The 21,934-nt window shown below is 37.4% G+C and carries 22 protein-coding genes and 1 pseudogene; 10 read left to right on the forward strand and 13 right to left on the reverse strand.

The annotated features are described in order from the left end of the window. The 3 genes from cysT to RGF10_RS15665 all read right to left on the reverse strand — a co-directional run bounded on the left by cysT (position 1) and on the right by RGF10_RS15665 (position 2,978). A complete protein-coding gene (gene cysT, locus RGF10_RS15655; RefSeq protein ID WP_318503555.1) occupies positions 1 to 831 on the reverse strand; it encodes a sulfate ABC transporter permease subunit CysT in 831 nt (276 codons plus the stop codon). Between the two features lie 101 nt (positions 832 to 932). Beyond that, complete coding sequence (locus RGF10_RS15660) at positions 933 to 2,024, reverse strand: sulfate ABC transporter substrate-binding protein (protein ID WP_412176740.1); 1,092 nt, start codon at positions 2,022 to 2,024, stop codon at positions 933 to 935. Between the two features lie 465 nt (positions 2,025 to 2,489). Beyond that, a complete protein-coding gene (locus tag RGF10_RS15665) occupies positions 2,490 to 2,978 on the reverse strand; it encodes a competence protein ComK (protein ID WP_318503559.1) in 489 nt (162 codons plus the stop codon). Positions 2,979 to 3,944: 966 nt separating this feature from the next. Between RGF10_RS15665 and RGF10_RS15670 the strand changes: the two genes are divergently transcribed. Next, positions 3,945 to 5,201: a cation:dicarboxylate symporter family transporter gene (locus RGF10_RS15670; protein ID WP_318503561.1), complete on the forward strand. Its 1,257-nt coding sequence runs from the start codon at positions 3,945 to 3,947 to the stop codon at positions 5,199 to 5,201. Between the two features lie 35 nt (positions 5,202 to 5,236). Here the strand turns inward: RGF10_RS15670 and RGF10_RS15675 are convergent, their stop codons facing one another. Then, a complete protein-coding gene (locus RGF10_RS15675; protein WP_318503563.1) occupies positions 5,237 to 6,154 on the reverse strand; it encodes a mechanosensitive ion channel family protein in 918 nt (305 codons plus the stop codon). A 316-nt stretch (positions 6,155 to 6,470) separates the two neighbouring features. Here RGF10_RS15675 and qoxA point away from each other — a divergent pair, with 316 nt between their 5' ends. From qoxA to RGF10_RS15700, 5 genes are all read left to right on the forward strand, one after another. After that, positions 6,471 to 7,445, forward strand: a complete 975-nt coding sequence (qoxA, locus tag RGF10_RS15680) for a cytochrome aa3 quinol oxidase subunit II (RefSeq protein WP_318503565.1) — start codon at positions 6,471 to 6,473, stop codon at positions 7,443 to 7,445. Further along, entirely contained in the window at positions 7,435 to 9,414 is a 1,980-nt protein-coding gene (qoxB, locus tag RGF10_RS15685; RefSeq protein WP_318503567.1) for a cytochrome aa3 quinol oxidase subunit I, read from the forward strand. Before qoxA ends, qoxB begins: the two co-directional genes overlap by 11 nt. Beyond that, entirely contained in the window at positions 9,404 to 10,009 is a 606-nt protein-coding gene (gene qoxC, locus RGF10_RS15690) for a cytochrome aa3 quinol oxidase subunit III (protein WP_318503569.1), read from the forward strand. Before qoxB ends, qoxC begins: the two co-directional genes overlap by 11 nt. A 1-nt stretch (position 10,010) precedes the next feature. Further along, on the forward strand, positions 10,011 to 10,316 hold the full coding sequence (gene qoxD / locus RGF10_RS15695; protein WP_318503571.1) for a cytochrome aa3 quinol oxidase subunit IV: 306 nt from the start codon (positions 10,011 to 10,013) through the stop codon (positions 10,314 to 10,316). 148 nt (positions 10,317 to 10,464) lie between these two features. Further along, positions 10,465 to 10,743 carry a hypothetical protein gene (locus RGF10_RS15700; RefSeq protein WP_318503573.1) on the forward strand — a complete coding sequence of 93 codons (279 nt, stop codon included), beginning with the start codon at positions 10,465 to 10,467 and terminating at the stop codon, positions 10,741 to 10,743. A 207-nt stretch (positions 10,744 to 10,950) separates the two neighbouring features. Here the strand turns inward: RGF10_RS15700 and RGF10_RS15705 are convergent, their stop codons facing one another. Further along, positions 10,951 to 11,706, reverse strand: coding sequence for a Cof-type HAD-IIB family hydrolase (locus RGF10_RS15705; RefSeq protein ID WP_318503575.1), 756 nt, complete (start codon positions 11,704 to 11,706; stop codon positions 10,951 to 10,953). Positions 11,707 to 11,959: 253 nt separating this feature from the next. Here RGF10_RS15705 and RGF10_RS15710 point away from each other — a divergent pair, with 253 nt between their 5' ends. From RGF10_RS15710 to RGF10_RS23925, 4 genes are all read left to right on the forward strand, one after another. Beyond that, positions 11,960 to 13,477 carry a hypothetical protein gene (locus tag RGF10_RS15710; RefSeq protein ID WP_318503576.1) on the forward strand — a complete coding sequence of 506 codons (1,518 nt, stop codon included), beginning with the start codon at positions 11,960 to 11,962 and terminating at the stop codon, positions 13,475 to 13,477. A 25-nt stretch (positions 13,478 to 13,502) separates the two neighbouring features. Beyond that, positions 13,503 to 14,933 (forward strand): hypothetical protein, encoded by a 1,431-nt coding sequence (locus RGF10_RS15715; protein ID WP_318503578.1) that lies wholly within the window; start codon positions 13,503 to 13,505, stop codon positions 14,931 to 14,933. A 102-nt stretch (positions 14,934 to 15,035) separates the two neighbouring features. Continuing rightward, complete coding sequence (locus tag RGF10_RS15720; RefSeq protein ID WP_318503579.1) at positions 15,036 to 15,407, forward strand: sortase family protein; 372 nt, start codon at positions 15,036 to 15,038, stop codon at positions 15,405 to 15,407. Further along, on the forward strand, positions 15,359 to 15,658 hold the full coding sequence (locus RGF10_RS23925) for a sortase (RefSeq protein WP_412176741.1): 300 nt from the start codon (positions 15,359 to 15,361) through the stop codon (positions 15,656 to 15,658). The genes RGF10_RS15720 and RGF10_RS23925 overlap by 49 nt, the downstream gene beginning before the upstream one ends. Positions 15,659 to 15,681: 23 nt before the next feature. Here the strand turns inward: RGF10_RS23925 and RGF10_RS15725 are convergent, their stop codons facing one another. The 8 genes and pseudogenes from RGF10_RS15725 to ureE all read right to left on the reverse strand — a co-directional run bounded on the left by RGF10_RS15725 (position 15,682) and on the right by ureE (position 21,927). After that, on the reverse strand, positions 15,682 to 16,443 hold the full coding sequence (locus RGF10_RS15725) for a GTP cyclohydrolase II (RefSeq protein WP_318503581.1): 762 nt from the start codon (positions 16,441 to 16,443) through the stop codon (positions 15,682 to 15,684). Between the two features lie 104 nt (positions 16,444 to 16,547). Continuing rightward, positions 16,548 to 17,411, reverse strand: coding sequence for an FAD-dependent monooxygenase (locus tag RGF10_RS15730; RefSeq protein ID WP_318503583.1), 864 nt, complete (start codon positions 17,409 to 17,411; stop codon positions 16,548 to 16,550). After that, positions 17,377 to 17,652: an FAD-dependent monooxygenase gene (locus RGF10_RS15735; RefSeq protein ID WP_318503585.1), complete on the reverse strand. Its 276-nt coding sequence runs from the start codon at positions 17,650 to 17,652 to the stop codon at positions 17,377 to 17,379. The genes RGF10_RS15730 and RGF10_RS15735 overlap by 35 nt, the downstream gene beginning before the upstream one ends. Positions 17,653 to 17,929: 277 nt before the next feature. Beyond that, positions 17,930 to 18,856 (reverse strand): NAD(P)H-dependent flavin oxidoreductase, encoded by a 927-nt coding sequence (locus tag RGF10_RS15740; protein ID WP_318503587.1) that lies wholly within the window; start codon positions 18,854 to 18,856, stop codon positions 17,930 to 17,932. A 470-nt stretch (positions 18,857 to 19,326) separates the two neighbouring features. Continuing rightward, positions 19,327 to 20,141 (reverse strand): annotated as a pseudogene (locus RGF10_RS23930) (urease accessory protein UreD). After that, positions 20,138 to 20,752, reverse strand: a complete 615-nt coding sequence (gene ureG / locus RGF10_RS15755; RefSeq protein ID WP_318503593.1) for an urease accessory protein UreG — start codon at positions 20,750 to 20,752, stop codon at positions 20,138 to 20,140. The pseudogene RGF10_RS23930 and the gene ureG overlap by 4 nt, the downstream one beginning before the upstream one ends. A gap of 49 nt (positions 20,753 to 20,801) precedes the next feature. Next, positions 20,802 to 21,488 (reverse strand): urease accessory protein UreF, encoded by a 687-nt coding sequence (locus tag RGF10_RS15760; RefSeq protein WP_318503595.1) that lies wholly within the window; start codon positions 21,486 to 21,488, stop codon positions 20,802 to 20,804. Further along, entirely contained in the window at positions 21,481 to 21,927 is a 447-nt protein-coding gene (ureE, locus tag RGF10_RS15765) for an urease accessory protein UreE (protein ID WP_318503597.1), read from the reverse strand. Before ureE ends, RGF10_RS15760 begins: the two co-directional genes overlap by 8 nt. Positions 21,928 to 21,934: the final 7 nt, after the last annotated feature.

The following is a 21,934-nucleotide window of genomic DNA, read 5'->3' on the forward strand; positions in this document are numbered from 1 at the left end:
TTAATCGTTTGCATAACGTTTATTCATCCACCATTGAAAGAGATTAATCGTTAATAATAAAGCAAATGAGAACAGCAGCATAACCGCTGCGATTGCGGTCGCACCAGCATAGTCATATTGTTCAAGCTTTGTCATGATCATAAGTGGGGTTATTTCTGTTTTCATCGGCATATTTCCTGAAATAAACACCACCGAGCCGTACTCACCAATTGCTCTTGCAAACGCAAGGGCAAATCCGGTTAATGCTGCCGGCAGCAATTCCGGAAAGATAATTTTTGTAAAGGTTTGTAAGCGATTAGCACCTAAACTTGTGGATGCCTCTTCCACCTCACGTTCAAAATTTTGTAGTACGGGCTGCACCATTCGCACAACAAACGGAAGGCCGATAAATATAAGTGCTACTGTTACACCTAATGAGGTATAAGCCACCTTAAAGTTCAAAAACTGTCCAATCCACCCATTTGGTGAATATAGAGTAGTTAAAGCAATCCCTGCTACAGCCGTTGGTAAGGCAAAAGGTAAATCTACTAATCCATCAACAATCTTCTTTCCAGGAAAGGAGTAGCGGACGAGCACCCAAGCGATTAAGACGCCAAAAATCACATTGACGAGTGCAGCAGCAAAAGATGCACCAAAACTTAATTTATAAGAAGCTACAACCCTAGGGTCTGAGATGGTGTCCCAAATCTCGGACCACTCCATTGTAAAAGTATTAATAAATATCATCGATAAGGGTAGCACAACTAGAATAGTAGTGTACATAATCGTAAAACCTAGGGACAATCCGAATCCAGGTAATATACTATAGGATTTCAGTTTATGAGTTTTCATTATTTCACCCCTGAAATTAAGACCCGTAATTTTTATAAAGGGACTGTTCAAATCATATTTTTTGAACGGTCCCTTATGTTTTTCGTTTACGCTCTTACTAATTATGGTTGATAAATTTGATCAAACGTTCCACCATCTTGGAAATGCTTTTCTTGAGCTTTTTTCCAGCCGCCAAAGTCATCATCAATATTTACAAGGTCGATTTTTGGAAACTGATCATCGTATTTCTTTAATATTTCTTCATTACGTGGACGATAATAGTTTTTCGCAGCAATTTCTTGACCTTTATCCGTATATAAGTATTCCAAGTATGCTTCTGCCACTTCACGAGTTCCCTTTTTATCGACTACTTTGTCTACAACCGCAACTGGTGGTTCTGCTAAAATACTTAATGAAGGATTAACAATTTCAAATTTGTCTTTTCCTAATTCATTTAGTGTTAAGTAAGCTTCATTTTCCCAAGCAATTAACACATCACCAATTCCTCTTTCAACGAAAGTAGTAGTCGAACCACGAGCACCTGAATCTAGCACTTCTACGTTTTTATATAGTTTACTAATAAATTCCTTTGTTTTTTCCTCATCACCTTTGAACTTTTTGTCTGCAAAAGCCCATGCAGCTAAATAATTCCATCTAGCCCCACCAGAGGTTTTTGGGTTTGGCGTAATGACAGACACGCCCTCTTTCGTTAAGTCGTCCCAATCTTTAATGTTTTTTGGATTCCCTTTTCTGACTAAAAACACAATGGTCGAAGTGTATGGTGTTGAATTATTCTTAAATTGCTTTTGCCAATCCTTGTCTAATTGTTGATTGATATTTGCAATTTCATCAATATCATAGGCTAATGCTAGAGTAACAACATCTGCTTCAAGTCCATCAATAACCGCCCTTGCTTGTTTTCCTGAGCCTCCGTGTGATTGCTGAATTGTAACTTTTTGTCCGGTTTTCTTCTCCCAGTTTTTCGCGAATTCTGCGTTAAATTCTTGGTAGAGCTCTCTTGTTGGATCATAGGATACATTTAGAATTTCTACAGGGTCTTTTTTAGCCTCTTTGTCAGTTGTTTTTGTTTGTTCTTTGCTTGTTTCTTGACTGCTTGTGCATCCGGCAAGTGCCACTAATAACACTGCTACTAATACGCCAATCTTCCAAAATACATTTTTTGTCTTTTTCATTGTTTTTCCCCCTTTTTTTATAAACAAAAAAGGCCGCTATCTTTTTTTATTCAAAAAAAGATAACAGCCTTCAGTTTGTCTGATCAGCTATTTTTATTTGGTTATGATTCCTTATTTAACCTACTGATTTACTGCGGTTTAAGAAGGATTACTCATATGTTAACTATATTTTTCATATAAGTCAACTTGGTTTTTTAATTTATTTTTTTTCTTTTACTTATAGTTTGTTTTAAATTTGTCTGTTGATTTCCGCTCCAGATGCTACAATCAACAGAGTACTCAAAAGGAGCCTTCTCATTACATTATAATGTTAAGGCTCCCTTTCCAGCTTTTAATATTTCCTATCAGTTACAAAAGCTCATTTTTCAAGGTTTATCATTAAGTTTAACTTCATTCATTAATCGTCTATCGATTTTTCCCTTAAATTTCATTGGTCTTGACTTCTTATTTTCAGGTACGTTGGTTTGTTGGATTCTTTTATTGTGTTCATAATAAAAGGAAGCTCAACGAGCCGGTCCGATCCAAATCAATATATCTTAACCAAGCTGCATTCTGAAGCCTTGTTACATACCGTTGTTTTGTCATCCCTAATACAAGGGAATGCCCATAAGTTAAGGAAACTCTCGTATTTTTAGTATTCATTTTTTCAAATTTGACAACATGATTGAGCGCAAACCATATGCCATCAGGACGATACGGGGAAGAGCAAGGAAACCAGTAAATTTCTAGCGGAGAATAAACAATAATTGGAAGCATATTCACATCTCCAAAAATAGAACGAGACCCTTCACATGCTCCCTTTAAGCTAGAACAATAATAACGTAAACTATGTTCTATTAAACAAACCGGACTCATATTCACTATAAAGGTATCTAATCCTTCATAGACAATAGAATATGATTTACCGTGTTGATCCACCTCTCCAACAATCGCTGCCGTATCTTTGTTAATTACATGCCTTTCTAACGTTTTCATTTAATTCCCCCCACTATTACATTTCCATTCATAAAAAAAAGGGGGTATACTAAGGAAGAGTGGTGTATACCCTCTTTTAAACCCTTAGGCACTCAGTTTACCAGACATGAGCCTGAGGGTTTTTACATGGTAATATCCTCACATTTAGTCTCACCTCCTTATGACAAAAGATTATTTATAACTTTTCATTCTTTGGACTTAAAAAATTTAATGTATTTCGTACTCGTGGATGACCTAGTTGAAGTAAAGATTGGAATGGTTTTATATTTTTCTTATCGGAGAAATGGTGAATTCAACTAATACGATGTTTTTATTTTTCCTATCAAATAAATTATAAATTTACTAGATAATTTATGTAAAATTATTTTTTATGTCCATTTTTAGAAAATTCTTCTAATAGATAATCATGACCATTCTTTTGATCACCGTCGTTGACTGATTATTCTCATTATAGTAAAATTACTTTTCCATTTTTTATTCCCCAAGCGGTAATCACCTTTAATTAGATTAATATAGGAATTTTTCGATATTTTTCAACTATCCATTTCCTCGATCCTTATTTCCCATTATTCCAATCCACTTTTAACATTGCATTCACCATATTTTCAATATTTCTCCATAAAAATGACATATTTTAGAAACATTTTAAAAACTAAGAAAATATCATAAAAAATTTTTTAAAAAAATCCGCGCCCCGAAAAATGCACAATATTGTCATAAAATCAAAAATAGAAAATATTAGGGAAAAATTCTATCTCAAATCCCTATAAAAACCCCAAAATCAATAGTATTTTGAGATAATTATTTACAAACCACTCTAATTGGACCTCGAACTTTTAGAATCCATTGAAAAGCCTATATCTTCTGAATTATTAGTTATGAATTTTACCAATTACTGCATTTGAAAACTTTGATTTTTTTGATAAGATATATTTTCGTAGAATATTAATAAAGGAAGTGAAAAAAATGAAAAAGTTTGGATTAGCCATTCAAATTTTAATCGGGTTAATTTTAGGTATTGCAGTGGGGGCAATCTTTTATGGTAACCCTGCAGTTCAAACCTATTTACAACCGATCGGGGATATCTTCCTTCGACTCATTAAAATGATTGTTATACCAATCGTTGTTGCCAGCATCATTGTCGGTGTTGCAGGAACAGGTGACATGAAAAAGCTGGGTAAGCTAGGGGGTAAAACACTTCTCTATTTCGAGATTGTTACAACCATTGCTATTATTGTAGGGTTAGTTGCAGCAAACCTTTTCCAACCCGGCAAAGGAATTGATATGAGTGAGCTCTCTAAAGGAGATATCTCAAAATACGTAGAAACAACAGAAACAGTAGCCCATCACAGTTTTATGGATACGTTTGTGAATATCGTCCCTACAAATATTTTTCAATCTTTAATGAACGGTGAAATGCTGGCCATTATTTTCTTTTCTGTTTTCTTTGGAATCGGGATTGCTGCGGTTGGCGAAAAAGGCAAACCAGTTTTGGATTTTTTCCGTGGAACTGCAGATGCCATGTTTTATGTAACTAACCAAATCATGAAATTTGCTCCATTTGGTGTATTTGCTTTAATCGGAGTAACGGTTTCAAAATTTGGTGTCACATCACTTATTCCACTTGGCAAACTTATTATTGTTGTTTATGCAACTATGCTATTCTTTGTCTTTGTTGTTCTTGGCGGAATCGCAAAAATGCATGGTATTCCATTTTTCGGGATGCTTAAGCTATTAAAAGATGAATTAATCCTTTCATTCAGCACAGCTAGCTCTGAAACGGTCCTACCAAAATTAATTGAAAAAATGGAAGGCTTCGGCTGTCCAAAATCTATTACCTCATTTGTTATTCCAACTGGATATTCCTTTAACCTTGACGGTTCAACCTTGTATCAAGCATTAGCGGCTCTTTTCATTGCACAGATGTATGGAATTCATATGCCTATTAGTTCCCAAATCACGCTCATGTTAGTATTAATGCTTACTTCAAAAGGTATCGCTGGTGTTCCAGGTGTTTCGTTTGTTGTATTATTAGCGACTCTTGGCACTGTTGGTATTCCTGTTGAAGGCTTAGCATTCATTGCTGGTATAGACCGTATTCTTGATATGGGTCGAACAGCTGTGAATGTTGTCGGAAACTCCCTTTCAGCTGCTGTTATTTCAAAATGGGAAGGCGAATTTAGACCTCAAAAGGCTCATGTGAAAGTCGAAAAAGCATCATAAAAAAAAGCTGCTCTTATGCAGCTTTTTTTCTGTCTTTATTCGGATTTAAACATGTTTTGTTTTTGTTCAAGTACTTCTCTTGTCTCAGCATGTTGGATCACGATTTGTTGAGCAGGCATTTTCACATGGTGATTATACATTGTTTGTGCCAGCAGTTCCTTTGTTTCTCTAGCAGCAGTTATGTAATCTACATCCTTAACCGTTGCGGTAATGGAAAATTTGTAGCCAGTCGGACTTACATCCAATGAGTGGAGCCCATATAACTGGTATGCTTCACGAAATTCACCAGTATATCGATCGACTAATAGATAATGTTTATGGGTTTCATTTAACTGTGCACAAACCTCCAGTAAAAGTTCTTTTATTCTTCCAGGATTCTCATCAAAGGAAACAATCACACTTTCAAAAACCCGTCTCATATCAACAGAACCATTAACCAGTTTTCGAATTTCTCCATTAGAAATGGTCACTAACTTCCCGTTGATTAATCGAATTTTTACAACTCTGAAACCCAATTCTTCAACTGTGCCACCTTCAATTTCCTCATTAATATGAATAAAATCACCTTTTTGGATGGTCCGTTCAAAAATGATAAACATCCCGCTCAAAAGATCGTTGATTACCTTCTGTGCACCAAAACCAATGACAGCAGCGATAATTCCGCCCGCCATTATAAACTCTTTTAAATTGCTGACGAATGGCTTTATTGCTGCGAAAAAGATCACAAAAAACAACACATAGTTTGCAGTATTTCGGATAACACTTTCAATTGTATTTTCTTTTTTTTCGTCAACAATATCTGTTCGTTTAAAAAACTGATGGATAAAAAAGCGAATGAATCGAACCATCATATATGAAAAAACAGCTGTTATTAATAACGATAAAAAGTAGTCCTTCACTGTCTCCCAATCTATTTTAAAGAATTCTAAGATTGCAGTTGACCATATTTCCATCTGTACCCCTCCTCAAGAAAAGCTCCTAATGAAAATTATATCTTATTTTCCCTGTCAATTAGTAAATAATTCATACATTCCCCTTTATTGGTCCTAGCAAAATACGTTTTAAATCTAGATAATATATCCTGTGATGTTTGTCACAAATTAGTCAAAGTTTGTTCACTTTTTGTACTTTTTTAGGAAGATTTTTATGTTATTATCATTCGTATAGTATTAATAATTATTATCGAATGATAATGACTTTAACTTAACATTTTGAATTACGAAACATTTATTTTTGAAATGGTTGTGCAAATTTGAAAGGAGCAAGAATATGAAAGCATCGAAATCTTTATTATTCTTATTTACCGCCGTAGCTTCCCTATTATTACTGAGCGGCTGTGAAACAAATTTAGTTGTATTCGATCCACAGGGTCCTGTTGCTCGAGACATTTTAGATTTGATTAACTGGTCGCTTGTGTTTATGTTGATCGTTGTAGTTGTTGTTTTTGGTCTATTCGGTTATATCGTTTGGAAATACCGTGAAAAACCTGAAAACAAAAACTATGAACCACCTGAGGAACATGGAAGTACTGTTCTTGAAATTATTTGGACGGCAATACCTATCTTAATTGTTATTGCACTCACCATTCCAACGGTCAAAACCATCTACGCACTCGAGAAAGTCCCTGCAGGCTACGAAAAGAAAGAACCTCTGATTATTCATGTTACTTCTGCAGATTGGAAATGGATTTTCAGCTATCCAGAGCAAGGAATAGAAACGATTAATTATGTCAATATCCCTGAAGATCGTCCGGTTCTGTTTAAATTAACATCAGCTAGCACAATGCAATCCTTTTGGATTCCTGCTTTAGCTGGTCAAAAATACACAATGAACAAAATGGAAACACAAATGTATGTTGTGGCTGATAATCCCGGCTCATATTTTGGCCGTAATACAAACTTTAATGGGCGCGGCTACGCTGACATGGAATTTGAAGTGTTAGCACAAAAACAGATTGATTTTGAAAATTGGGTTAAGGATGTAAAGAAAACGGCACCGAAGCTCACTGAAAAAAAATATAATGAATTGCTAACCCCAACCCATTTGGGCCGTCTTACTTATTCGAACACACATCTAGAATGGATTAACCATGCTGACATGGATTCTGAAACGATTACGAATCCTGAACTTTATAAAACGCATGGCTATCAAGGAAAAATCTTTGAAGAAGATTCAGAGAATAATAGTGAAATGAATCACAGTGAAATGAACGAAAGTGATGGAGGGGAACATAATGAACATTAATTGGAAAGAATTTTTTATGATGAATGGAGATCCCCTCATCATAGGCTCTCAGATCGCTATTTTATTATCCATGCTTGGAATTGTCGCAGGGATTACTTATTTTAAAAAGTGGCGTTGGCTATGGACAGAATGGATTACAACCGTAGACCATAAAAAAATTGGGATTATGTACATTCTATCTGGGGTGTTAATGTTTTTCCGTGGTGGTGTTGACGGACTGTTAATGAAAGTTCAAACATCAAGACCGCAAATGGAATTTTTAGATGCCCAGCATTACAATGAAATTTTCACAACGCATGGTGTCATCATGATTTTATTTGCAGCGATGCCTTTATTAATTGGGATTATGAATGTGATTGTTCCATTACAAATTGGCGCAAGGGATGTTGCTTTCCCACAGTTAAACGCGCTTAGCTTTTGGTTATTCTTCAGCGGTGCGATGCTCTTTAATATTTCGTTTGTCGTTGGTGGTTCTCCTGATGCTGGATGGACATCTTATTTTCCACTTGCAGGTAAGGAATTCACACCAGGTATTGGTAATAACTATTATGCCATTGCCTTACAGATTGCTGGAATTGGGACATTAATGACCGGCATTAACTTCATTGTGACCGTATTAAAAATGAGAACAAAAGGTATGACATTAATGAGAATGCCGATGTTCACATGGACGTCCTTTATCGCATCGGTTATTATTGTTGCATCCTTCCCTATTTTTACGGTTGCACTCGCATTAATGACTTTCGATCGTATTTTTGGAACGCATTTCTTCACATTGTCTGGCGGCGGAATGGATATGCTTTGGGCGAACCTCTTTTGGCTATGGGGACATCCTGAAGTATATATCGTTGTACTCCCTGCGTTTGGTATGTTTTCTGAGGTTATTTCAACCTTCTCGCGTAAAACATTATACGGATATAAATCAATGGTTGTCTCAATCGTTGCAATTGCCGCATTAAGTATGCTTGTATGGGTGCACCACTTCTATACGATGGGTGCTGGACCTGCCGTAAACTCTGTATTCTCGATTACTACGATGATGATTGCCGTACCAACAGGTGTTAAAATGTTCAACTGGCTCTTTACAATGAGAAAGGGTCGAATCAAATTTACAACCGCGATGCTTTGGGCACTCGCTTTTGTACCTTGTTTTATTATCGGCGGAGTCACTGGTGTCATGCTGGCTATGGGTGCAGCAGACTATCAATATCATAATACATTATTTTTAGTTGCACATTTCCATTACGTATTGATTCCTGGTGTTGTTTTTGCAGTATTCGCAGGTTTGTACTATTGGTGGCCAAAGATGTTTGGCTTTATGCTCAACGAAAAAATCGGTAAATGGCATTTCTGGTTATTTGTAATTGGTTTTAATGTAACGTTTATGCCAATGTTCTTCCTTGGACTGGATGGTGCTGTTCGTCGTGCTTACACCTATTCGGCTGAATCTGGCTTTGCTCCATTGTTCTTATTATCTGCCATTGGCTCATTAATTCTTGCTGCTGGGTTTGCAGCATTATGCTACAACATTTATTGGAGTGCCCGCTACGCAGACCGCAATATTTCGTCTGATCCTTGGGATGCGCGTACACTCGAATGGGCAACGGCTTCACCTGTTCAACATTACAATTTTGCTAAGGTACCAGAGGTAAAATCACTAGATGCCTTCTGGTATATGAAGAAAAACAACATTGGTTTACATTTCGATGAAAAGGAATACGAAGAAATTCATATGCCAAGTAATTCTGGTCTGCCATTTATTATGTGCGTCGTCTTTGGTATTGTTGGCTTCCTTCTAATATTCGAATGGACAATTGCAGCTGCCGTTGCAGCAATAGGAATTATCGGATGTCTCATTTATCGTTCCTTTGATTATAACGATGGCTTCCATGTAAGCATTGATGAAATTATCAAAACGGAACGAGCATGGAAAAAGGTCGATGAAGAGGTGAAAAATCATGTCAGCTAAACTAGATGCCACTTTACCATTAGAGTATCAAACGGAACAAAGCCGCTTAAATATATTCGGATTTTGGATCTTCTTAGGAGCAGAAATTATCCTTTTCGCAACCCTTTTCGCCGTTTATGGTGTATTAGGTGAACGTTATGCGGGTGGTCCTACTCCACAGGATATTTTCGTCCTAAAGGATATCATGATTGAAACCATTCTGTTGCTGACAAGTAGCTTTACATGTGGTCTAGCAATCTATGAAATGCGCCGTTCAAACGTGAAAGGGCTGCTAACCTGGCTCTTAATTACCTTATTGCTAGGTGCAGGCTTTATCTACATGGAAATCTCTGAGTTTATTCATTACGTACATGAAGGAGCAACGATGCAAACAAGTGCGTTTCTTTCAAGCTTCTTTGTCCTATTAGGGACTCATGGTGCTCACGTAAGCTTAGGGATTGGCTGGGCTCTCATGATCATTATTCAGCTTATAAAACGCGGTTTAACACCAGTAACCGCGCGCAAAGTCTTTATTATCGGTTTATATTGGCATTTCCTAGATGTAGTCTGGATTTTCATTTTTACATTTGTTTATTTAGCAAGGATGGTGGGATAAGATGGAGCACAATGTAAAAGAAAAAGGATTCCCAGTAAGTCATGTTATTGGATTCTTAACATCCCTTATTTTGACATTTGGTGCTGTATTTTTAGCATTCGAAACCTCACTGCCTGTTAAAACAATTGTATGGATCATCGGCACCTTGGCTGTCATTCAAGCTGGTCTTCAATTGTATATGTTTATGCACATGAATGAAGGAGAGGATGGCACTGCCAATATCATCAACATTGCCTACGCCTTTTTCATTGCAGCAGTCACAGTTGTTGGTTCCATTTGGGTTATGTCATTTGGACATACAATGTAAAAGATAAATATAATTAAAAAGCGGTTCCCCTCTGTGGTGACCGCTTTTTCTTTTGTTGGAATGGTCTTACATTTACAATTAGGAAGAGAAGGTTATAATGAACATATTGATTTTATTTTTTATGTAGAAAGGAAGCTTTGAAACACCTATGTTATCCTCTATCCTTTATTCAGTAATAATCGGAATCCCAATGATGTTTGCCGTTTTATTTGCCTATGACCTGCTTTATGGTGAAAAACGAGAAAAGCAGCTTAAGAAAATTGAAAAACGCTTTGCAAAACAAGGTGTAGTGAAAATCGATGTGCTCGATCATCAGCCCAATAAATTTACGCTTTTTCAAGTAAAAACAAAATCTGGGGTTGAAAAAATCAAGCTGAAGCCTGGCTATAAATTTGTAAAAATCGTGAAAAAGAAAGAAAAAAAATAAAATGAAACTTCCATCAGTGGTGGTTTTCTTCATCCCCCACTGATGGTTAGTTGAATTAATCGGACCTTTACGGGCAGTTGATCCCCCACCTATCTTCTTGGTTTACACTGAATCTTGAGGTGGGGGTCTTACTGCCCGTTAAGGCGGGATAAAAACCATAATAAAAAGGACAATGACTGCTAAAAAACAGAGTCATTGTCCTTTTTATTATGATAGCACCCACGTCCGAATCGCATGTGCAACTCCATCTTCATTATTCGTAAATGTTACCCAATCCGCTTTATTTTTCACTGTTTCTTGGGCATTGCCCATTGCTACTCCTATTCCCGCACTTTGGATCATTGCTAAATCATTAATACTATCCCCAACAGCCATGACCTCACTCATGACCAAGCCTAGACGATCGCAGACCTGTTCAATTGCTATCGATTTGTTTACACCCTTTGCATTTACTTCAATATTAACAGGACTAGAATTACTTATTTCAAAAAGCTCCGCTTTTTCTTTTAAATGCAGCAAAATAGTTTGTCGAATCTCTTCTTCAGGGATTTCAAAGCCAAATTTGAGCCAGCTATGGTTTTCAATATCCTGTGGCATTTCTCTACGCCAAACTTTATTCGTAGCAGTAGCCCAAAATTTTGTTTGATATTTAAGAGCTAAGTTGTACATCCATTGGATATGGTCCGTAGGGACACCCTTCCGATGCAACAACTCACCCTTTTGATCCCAAATTTCACTTCCGTTTACTGTGATGTGGTAGGAGTTTAATCCTAAGTCCACAACATGATCTCGTGAAGTTAATATAGACCTTCCAGTGCTACAAATCACGTATACCCCATTAGATTGAGCATCTATTATCGCTTTCCGATTCGTTTCGGAAACTTTGCCGTCATCATTCAGTAATGTTCCATCCATATCTAATGCAATAAGCTTAATTTTTGATTGATTAGCCAAAAAATTCATCTCCAAACCTTAACTAGTCTTGACTACCTCTTATATCATATCATTTTCGCAACAGTTAGTAATCCAACGATGTAATTATTACTATTCTTTTAAAATAACAATTCTTATATTTCACAAATCAGTAACAACTTTATTTTGTATTCTGATTTTTTGTTGAAAATTGTCAATTTTTTGATTAGACTGGTAACCGAAGTGATTAATGTCACATTTTTACATTTTTGCTTCATAAAATTCTTGTAAAGGAGGTGAAAGTATGAAAAAAAGCTTACTATACTTATTTTCTGGTTTGTTATTGATTGCGACACCTTCCATGGTTCAAGCTGAAGAAATGGAACAAACTGATGTAACTGTCTCAGATCAAAACCAAGCTACTTCTCAACTCGAATTACATAAAGCAACAGAATATTTAGTTGGATTAGGAAACCTACTGAATAAAGATTCATTGTCTGCTCCAGACGTTATAGCAAGTCAAAATGAAACAACATCTGAAATCAAACAAACGACTGAACCAGTAGAACAGCAGACAGTTGCTCAAGAGTTTATCTATAAGACAACTGCTCCACTACAAGAGGTACTGCAACAATCCACTGACATGATCAAGTACAGTGTTTCCAATGTTGTTACTATACCGGAAGAAGAAGCACTGTTGGATGTTCAACTATCACAAGCACCGCTCTTAGGTGAAGTAAATGTGGAGTTATTATCAAATAACGCAGATACTACTTCAGATCGAAATACACTGACTTCAGGATTAGCCTCAGTGGATGTAAATAACCAGTTCGTTAATACACATATCGGAGTACTTGAAGAAAGTACAAACATTTTTGGTGATACGACTACATTTCAGAGCAGTTTGGCTTCAACTGAAATTAACAGTCCTATACTTGGCAATCTTCAGGTTGGAATTGCAGAAATAAGTGGTCTTGAAAGTCCTAATTTAAAAGAATTTGATTCCGGGTTAGTCATTACAGATATTAACAATGACCTATTAGGTAGTTACCATCAAGGAATTATTGAAAATCATCTAATAGAAACAGATGAAGGAACTACCTCTACAGGAGGAATCGTTAACATCGAGATTGAGAATCCGACTGTAGGTAACGTTCATGTAGTCATTGGTGATTATGATAATAGTAGTGACGAAGTAACTGCTCCAACTCCAAGTAATCCTGAGGATTTAACAGCACCAGATAACAACACTGATCAAAACTCAGAAAACAATTCCGGTACTAACTCTGATAGCAACTCAAGAAGTGATACTGAAGACAATTCCGATAGCAATTCAGATGTAGGCGGTCAAGACGAAGCAGTAACAGATGGTGCAGATCTTGCTTCTCCGACAGAAGAAGCTCAGAAAAGCTATGATTCTATTACAGCAAAAGACCAACATCTTGATGTTAAAGAAAGAATGGATTTTTCAGTTGGACAATTCCTAAAAACTATTTTAGACGCTGGAAACCAGACTGTATTAAATCAAGCTGAAGGTGATTATTTACCGTTCACATCAGAAATGAACAAATGGAATGAAATGGGAGCAAATTCAATAGGTATCACAACTAATTCAGCATCAACAATTTCTAGTAGTAGTACATCTTCAAGCTCTACTAGTTTTAATGGTGGTTCTGGGACATCTGTTGATTTTTCTTTTGGCTATAAACATGAAGTGTCATTAAAAAAGCAAACACAAACTATTTTAAAAGCTTTATCAACTCAATGGACTGAGCCACCACCAGTCCAACCACCGATTTCATCCTTCTTCTTTATAAAATAAAAAAATGAAGATGAAGGAGAAAATCATGAATAAAATTACTGTTGTTAAATCGTTAAAAAGTATTATCTATACTGGAGCATTCGCATTAGGTTTATCATTATTTACTGGTCAAGCCGGCGCAGAAGGTCTTGACGTATCAGAGAGCTTAAAAAACGCTACGCCTGTTGTTCAACAGCTAGCACCGCAAGATGTATTAACATCACTAACAGCCAATAATCCAACTGCTGCAGGAGCAGTAACAACCGCTGAACAAGTACCAGTTATTCCAGCTACAGCACCTGTTGTTACAGGGAACCCTGAAGAAAAGGATGATAATATTGTAAGTGAATCCAAAAGTTCACTTATCAATATTGGTGTAGACGGAAGCCTCCTTTCTCCTGTCATTGGTAATTTGGATGTTGACGTGCTCGGAAATGAACAGGTCGTTACCGATGATGAAACTACAACGTCTGCAGACGTAATTGCAGTTGACCTTAACGATTCAGCTGTACTCGCCGATACACATCTTGGTGTGATTGAAGGAACAAACTCCTTAACCGATGAAGCTGAATATTCACATGGAGGATTAATCGTTGCCGATGGAACTGTTCCAGTTGTTGGAGATGTACATGCTGGTGTTGGCGAAGGTACTAAATATGTAACTAAAGATGTTAAGTATTCTCACGGAGGATTAGTGATTGCTGATGTGGATTCACCAGTTATCGGTGATCTTCATACTGGTGTTCTTGAAGAAACCCATATTCAAACAGATAGTTATCAGTATTTTCATGGATCTTTAGTAAATGTGGACGCGAAAGATACCCCAGTAGGAGATGCCCATGTTGGTGTAGTCGAAGTTGAAAAAGTCGCGACGGATGAGTACACATGGGAGCATGGTGGACTTGTTATTGTTGATACAAATAATACTCCAATTGTTGGCGATACACATGTGGGTATTGTAGAACACGAAGAGTATACTACATTACCAACTGATGACAACCAACCTGGTGACAATGATAACCAACCTGGTGACAATGACAACCAACCTGGTGACAATGACAACCAACCTGGTGACAATGATAACCAACCTAGTGACAATGACAACCAACCTGGTGACAATGATAACCAACCTGGTGACAACGATAACCAACCTGGTGACAATGATAACCAACCTGGTGACCATGACAACCAACCTAGTGACAATGATAACCAACCTAGTGACAATGATAACCAACCTAGTGACAATGATAACCAACCTAGTGACAATGATAACCAACCTAGTGACCATACTCCAGTTAATAATACGATACAAAACGATAACAACAAAAACAATAATGACAAGAATGATTTACAAACTGGAAGCACATTACCTAAAACAGGTTCTGTAATGGATTCTAGCATTCTATTACTTATTTCAACATTATTATTGTTAATGGGTTTAACTTTAAGAAAGCTAAATACACACAAAATTTGTTAAGCATATTTACATTAGTTTGTAGTGTTTTTTACCAATTGGTTTTATATTTTCATTAACGGAGGGCTGATCACCCTCCGTTTTTTTACAAGGAGACGTACTATAATGAAAAAAATTGGTAATCTGTTTATTTTTACAGGACTAATCGTCCTAATATTAATCATTTATTTAAAAGGAAAAACCTATTATGAACAAAAACAACTAATTAAGGAATATACATCATTAACATTTTCAGAAGAAGCACCAACCGGAAATCAGCAGAAAAAGTCAAAAAATGGGGACACGATCGGCATTTTGGAAATCCCGAAAATTAATTTAAAAACACCTGTGACTGAAGGAGCAAAGCCGGAAAATATTCAATTTGCAGTTGGTCACCTTCCATCAAGTTCTTCCACAAATGAACTTGGAAAAAGAATGAGAACTTCGCAATTGCTGGCCATCGTTCCTATACATATGGAAAATTCTTTAACCGACTAGATGAGCTAGTTAAAGGGGATCAAGTAATTCTTTATGCACAAAACAGTGTATACACTTATAAAGTTTTTGATAAAAAAATAGTCAGTCCCTCAAGCGTAGACGTGATTAACCCGATTAGCGGAAAATCTGTACTTACACTCATTACATGTCACCCGAAATATTCTGACAAACAAAGATTAATTGTTTTTTGTGAACTTATTTCTGATAAAGAACTTGGTACTGGTGAGATCGAAAAAATCTTAGCAAATTAAGCTTTTTTCGATCCCTTTTTGTTTTACTCTTGATCATCTTGATTTCGTAAATGTCCAGAACGTTCGATTTTCGTTTTAAGATATTTTTGGTTGTACTCCGATACATCCCCCCACAATGCAACCCTTTCTGCAACATCAGCACCAGAGTTATTAAGGGCATCCAGCTTTCTCGGATTATTTGTAATAAGTGTAACCGGCTTAGATCTTAAGGTTTTTAATACTTGAATCGCATCATCGTAGTTTCTAGCATCATCAACAAAGCCTAATTGAAGATTGGCTTCGACAGTGTCAAGTCCATTTTCCTGGAGAATATAAGCCATTGCTTTACTAAATAGTCCAATCCCTCTTCCTTCATGATTGGCTAAATAAAACAGAGCCCCACTTCCATGATGAGAAATCATCTTCATCGCTTGCTTTAATTGAAAACCGCAATCACAGCGTTTGCTGCCAAAAATGTCCCCTGTATGACATATACTGTGCATCCGTATTAATGCATCCTCGGAATTGGCAAAATCACCATAAACCAACACGCTTGACTGCTGCATTTCAGCAAGATTAGAGGATGAAAGCGTACCAATTATTTTCTCAGCATCGTACGACCCATCCTCACAAAAATGGCCAGCCATATTCTCACATTTTAACCAGCAATACCATTGAAAAATTGTCGTTTCCCCATCTAAATTAACGGGTAATTGAATAGGACCGACTAGATAGATTGATTTCCCATCATTTCGTATAACCGTTATTTTTTCCTTTAAGGTTGCTACTACTTTTGGATCGATCATTTCTCCTTCACCTCAAACGTATATTCTTATTACAAGTCACTTATGATTTTAATTCCTATCATGCCAATTTTCGAAAAAATCATTCCTTTGTTCAAGCATCAAGTTTAGTTACTTGAAATGGTGGCTAGGAAGTTTTCCTTATAGCTAGATTCCATTTGAAGCTGTTGAGCTTGTTGTTTGGCGACCTCTTCTTTTCTACTCTCCTCAAAAATTTGAAAAGCACCAGGTTGAGGATTTAATAAGTCAATTGTTTGAATCAATTCGGCCAGCTTTTCAGCATCTTTTAATGAACTATTTATTCCAAAGGCACCGGTTGGCGACATCGTATGGGCCGCATCACCTATAAAGATCAGCGAATTATCCTTTATCCAATGATCCATAGTACTGCTAAAGACTGATAAATAAACAAAATCATCCCAAGATTGTATATACGCTCTTACCTGTTCTTCTAGATTTGGAAAGGCGGTCAGTAATTTGTTAATAAACGGTTCAAACGATTGTTTACGAATTTCCGAATAGGTTCCTTCTTTTATATTCCAACCAATCTGGATATAACCACCCTCCTGAGTAAAGAGCGCAACCTGCCTTCCATCGACCATCGCAAACCGAATCGTTGGCTCCCAGTTACTTGGTGCAGGAATTTTTGCCCAGAGAAGATCGTAGCCATGCTTTCTTTTATTTACCGAAACTCCGGCTAATTTTCTCACGGTTGAAAACCTTCCATCCGCAGCGATAACTAATGATGATTGGATCTCGATTTGTTCCCCATTACATTTAGCTCGAACACCAGTAAATCTTCCTGTTTCATCTTGAATTAATTCATTCACGATCGTATTCATGTACAGCTGATAATTTGAAAATTGTTTTGCTTCATTTATTAAGACTTTTAATAAATGGTTTTGTGGAACATGAATATCAAAGTGGTGCTGTGACTCAGTCGGAAATATTGTTTTCAGCCGGTTTGCCATGGTTCCAATATTCGATCCTTTCGGTAAAAAGTAAGCCATAATTCTGAATTAGATGAAACAAGTTATGCTTTTTAAGTATAGATTCGCCTTCTTCATTGATGTGTTCCCCTCTAAATTCCTTGTCAATCGTTGGATTCCTCTCTAAAACTATTGTAGAAATATTGTTTTTTGCTAACAAATAGCCCAATAACGCACCACCTGGACCAGCACCAACAATCACTACATCAGTTTTGATGTTCATTTATGTTTTCACCCCATATTTTGGTTGATTATTATGTTTTCTTTTATGATACATTGTTTCTTATGAAAATACCAGCGGGAGCTTCTGCCAGAATCAAAAGTGGGCTTTCTGGAACATAGTTGAGTAAATTTACGTCAAAAGACAGAACCACGTATAGTGTAGTTCTGCCTTTTGAATGTTTTTTTATCCATATTTTTAGTCTATTTTTTGAGCATCAATAAAATCTCTTCGTTTAGTTAGGTTCTTATAGGCTAATTTATATTCAGCTTTTAACCTCTTAATGATTTCCTTTACCTGGTTCAACAGTTTCAATTGTTCCAACACCATGACCAGCGGACCAGATATCACGCCAAGCTTTCACATTATTTTCAGTTGTTCCTTTGTGCATATGATTAAAATCAATTTCCTTCTTTTTGTCCAAGCGTTTGGGATCAAGACCTGCTTTCACGATGCTTGGGATTAGCATATTTGCATTCACACCAGAAAAGGCATCCGTTAAGATAATATCCTCGATCGTGGAATGTACTAACATTTTTTGATATTCATCACTCGCCAAACTTTCTTCGGCTGCAATGAATCTTGTTCCCATATAAGCTAGATCAGCGCCTACTGCTTGAGCTGCCAAAATTCCAGAGCCTGTTGAAATTCCTCCCGCTAAAACGATGATTCCATCCCAAAAATCACGAACTAAATCGACGAATGCCAAGCTGTTAATATTGCCAGCATGACCTCCCGCTCCGCTTGCCACTAAAATTAAACCATCCACACCGGCGTCTGCTGCTTTTTTTGCAAATTTAACATTGCTTACATCGGAGAAAACTAAGCCTCCATAACTATGAACAATATCCACTACTGCTTTAGGACTTCCCAAGGAGGTAATCACTAATGAAGGTTGATGCTTTCGAATTAGGTCAAATTCCTGCTGGAGTCGACGATATGAACTATGTACGACTATATTCATCGCCCATGGTGCAATTTTTCGGTCAGGATCCTTTATTTTCGCCTCTGCCAACTCTGAATTTAGCCACTCCATCCATTGGTCCAATACTTCAATTGGTCGGGCATTTGGTGCCGGAAATGAACCAATTACACCGTTTAGACAGCATTGCTTGACCAGTTCTGTCCCTGAAACCAAAAACATAGGTGCTGAGATAACAGGTAAAGTAAGCTGCTCGCACCAGCTTGCTGGAATTGTTTTCCCCATTGCATTGCCTCCTTAAATTTGTGTTCGGTGGTTGTTTGTAATTGTACGCGCGGTTTTTTTCTGAAATTTCTGAATATGCATTCATTTTACCGTTTTTTTCGGCTTATGGGAATCTTTTTTGTTTGTGGGAGGTTGTTTTGTAGGTGGATGTTCCAGTTGCATATGTGCGTTTTTCTAAATTACATCTTTGAAACAAGTTTTGCATTTACCTAGTGCTAAATTTTCCTCTTTACGAAACGCAAATGGGTTTTGCATTACCTAGAGCCTGATTTTTCTCTTTACGTAAACGCAAATGGTTTTGCATTTACCTAGAGCCCGATTTTTCTCTTTACGTAAACGCAATTGGGTTTTGCATTTACCTAGAGCCTGTTTTCTAGATTTACGTAAACGTAAACCAGTGTCGCTCGAATACCACACAAAAAAGGGGCACCAACCAATCACTGTCACCCCCTCCAAAGTTCAAAAAAGCTTCAATATTTCCGCCAATCTACAGGGGCCATGTCTAAAAGCTCCCCTCGAGCAAATGAATGCGCAGCAGAGATGATTTTTTCTATCACCCCTGTACTATGCGCTAAAATCCTCAATAAGCAGCCCTCGATAGGCAGCAAAGAAATACCAAATCTTGCTTCCTCAATATACTCCTGAAGATGGTACTGAAGTCTCGTAATAAAATCTTTGCCAACCCCTTCATCGACGATAAAAAACGAGCCAACATGGGTAAACCCCTCCATTGTTAGCAGCTCTTGCAGATCAATGTCCCCTTCCAGAAATACATGATCATGAGCAATCAGTTTGTTTCCCTTGTAGATTTTCAACCGAGAGCGAATCCACTCATATTGAAACAAGCTTCCATCCTCAGCCCAGCCAGGTGTGATGATATCACTAAAAAAAGGATCGCTCCTTCTTCTTTATGAATCGTCGTTTCCTGTAAAAACCGCGAGTCTTTATAGGCGATAAGTGGATCTGGAAAATATTCGAGCACACTTCCTTTTTTCAACGTGATTTCTGTTAGCTGTCGAACGGGCTTCATCGGGGTACGATACACCTTTGTAGAAGACTGGGTTGTGAGTGCTAAATGTGATTGTTCATCCAAGTCGATCTTCATCCGATAACAATCACCATCTACAAACCCGCCACCCACATGGATTAAATAGACGGTCGGTACAGTTCCATCAAGATAAACCGGTCTAGTTATTTTTAATGCACCTTCATAAAAACAATCAGCAACGATCGTTTTATTCACCTTTTTTTCTGCCCTTAGCTCCAAAACAGCAGCGCGGTTCATGGCTTCAGTCCAATGAGTAATGCCTCTCGCTTTATCCAATCCACAACAGCATCTAGACCTATTCCATCTTTTAAATTAGTAAAAATAAAGGGCTTCTTACCCTGGGCCGCAATTGTGTCCTGCTCCATTATTTCCAAGCTGGCACCGACATAGGGCGCCAAATCAATTTTGTTAATGACAAATAGGTCGGATTTGATCATCCCCTGTCCACCTTTACGAGGAATCTTTTCTCCTTGAGCCACATCGATAATATAAATTGAAAAATCAACAAGCTCTGGACTGAAGGTTGCAGCTAAATTATCCCCACCGCTTTCTACAAAAATTAGATCTAAGTCACGATGAAGTTCTTTTAGTTCATCTATTGCCGCAAAATTCATTGAGGCATCCTCACGAATCGCGGTATGTGGGCAACCACCAGTCTCAACACCAATGATTCGATCCTCTGGTAGTACTCCATTTTTCATTAAAAATAGTGCATCCTCTTTTGTATATATATCATTCGTAACAACAGCCATACTGAATTCATTATGCATCGCCCTTGTTATCTTTTCGACAAGCATGGTTTTTCCTGCCCCCACTGGGCCTCCTACACCTATTTTAATTGGCTCCAATTTAATCCCTCCTCAATAAACGTATCTACCAAAATATAAACCATTCGGTTTACGACATAAATAAGCGAACGTGTAAGCTCTCGTGCTTCATTTGCGCGATTTCAAGTCCTGGACTAACTGCCCCAAAATCCTCAAACGTCAAGCTATTAATTGATGAAACGGCACTAATAAGGATTGGCTGACATTCAACCAGTAACTTTTGACCATCAGTTTGCCCGAGCGGAATCCCGCGGACACCGTTTTGAATCAATGTCGAGACCGCAGCAAACAAATACGCTGTTATACAAGTATCTGAGTCAACCCGCAAATGATGGCAAACCATCGCAAAGACGATTGATGAATGACCGTAAGCTTCTTTTTTGTTAATGTTAGTTAAATATTCTTTTAGATTTAAAGATGGATAAAGCTCATAACAAAGCTTTGCCATTCGGGCTCCAATCCGACGATTGCCCGTTCTTGTCTCATTGGCTAGGCTTGAAACAAATAATAATTGATCAAGCTCCATTAGTTTTGAAAAACTACCAGACTGCTGAAATTCATAGGCAAGCCTACATGCCAACCCATCTGTATACACGAGCTGTTTATTAATATAGATAGACAACGCTTGAAAGAAAGTCCCCTTGTCAGTAATTTGCTCATCTTGGATATAGGTTTCTAACCCAAAGGAGTGAGAGAAGGCACCAGAAGGAAAGCTCGAATCACATAGCTGTAATAGTGGCAACAACGAACTATTCATGACGGTGGCCGATATGGCGAAAGGCCTGTTTTACTTTCCGTTTTTCACGCATATAAGGTATTTCAAGCTTTTGCAGTAATTCTTCTACTAAATAATCGTATTGGACAAGCATGACCTTCCCTTCAAATTGTGCGGGTAAATGGCGGTTTCCTAACTGATGAGCAATCTCGCCCATTTGCTGGATGGTTGTCGGCATAATAGTAAGGAGATCATCCGCGTTGACGGAGATAACGATCATATTTTTTTCGTCCATGAACAGCACATCTCCATCGACTAGAGACTGGTTTTCTTTTAGGCGAATCCCCAGTTCCTTCCCATGATCGGTGACAACTCGCTGAACTCGTTTTAACAAATCATCACTTTGCATATACACCCTTTCCACATGCGGGGGTTTTTTCTCTAGTGCCGCAACATTTCCTATTATTCTTTCAATAATCATCCTTCTC

Source organism: Bacillus sp. T3, assembly GCF_033449965.1.
Lineage (GTDB): Bacteria > Bacillota > Bacilli > Bacillales > Cytobacillaceae > Bacillus_BU.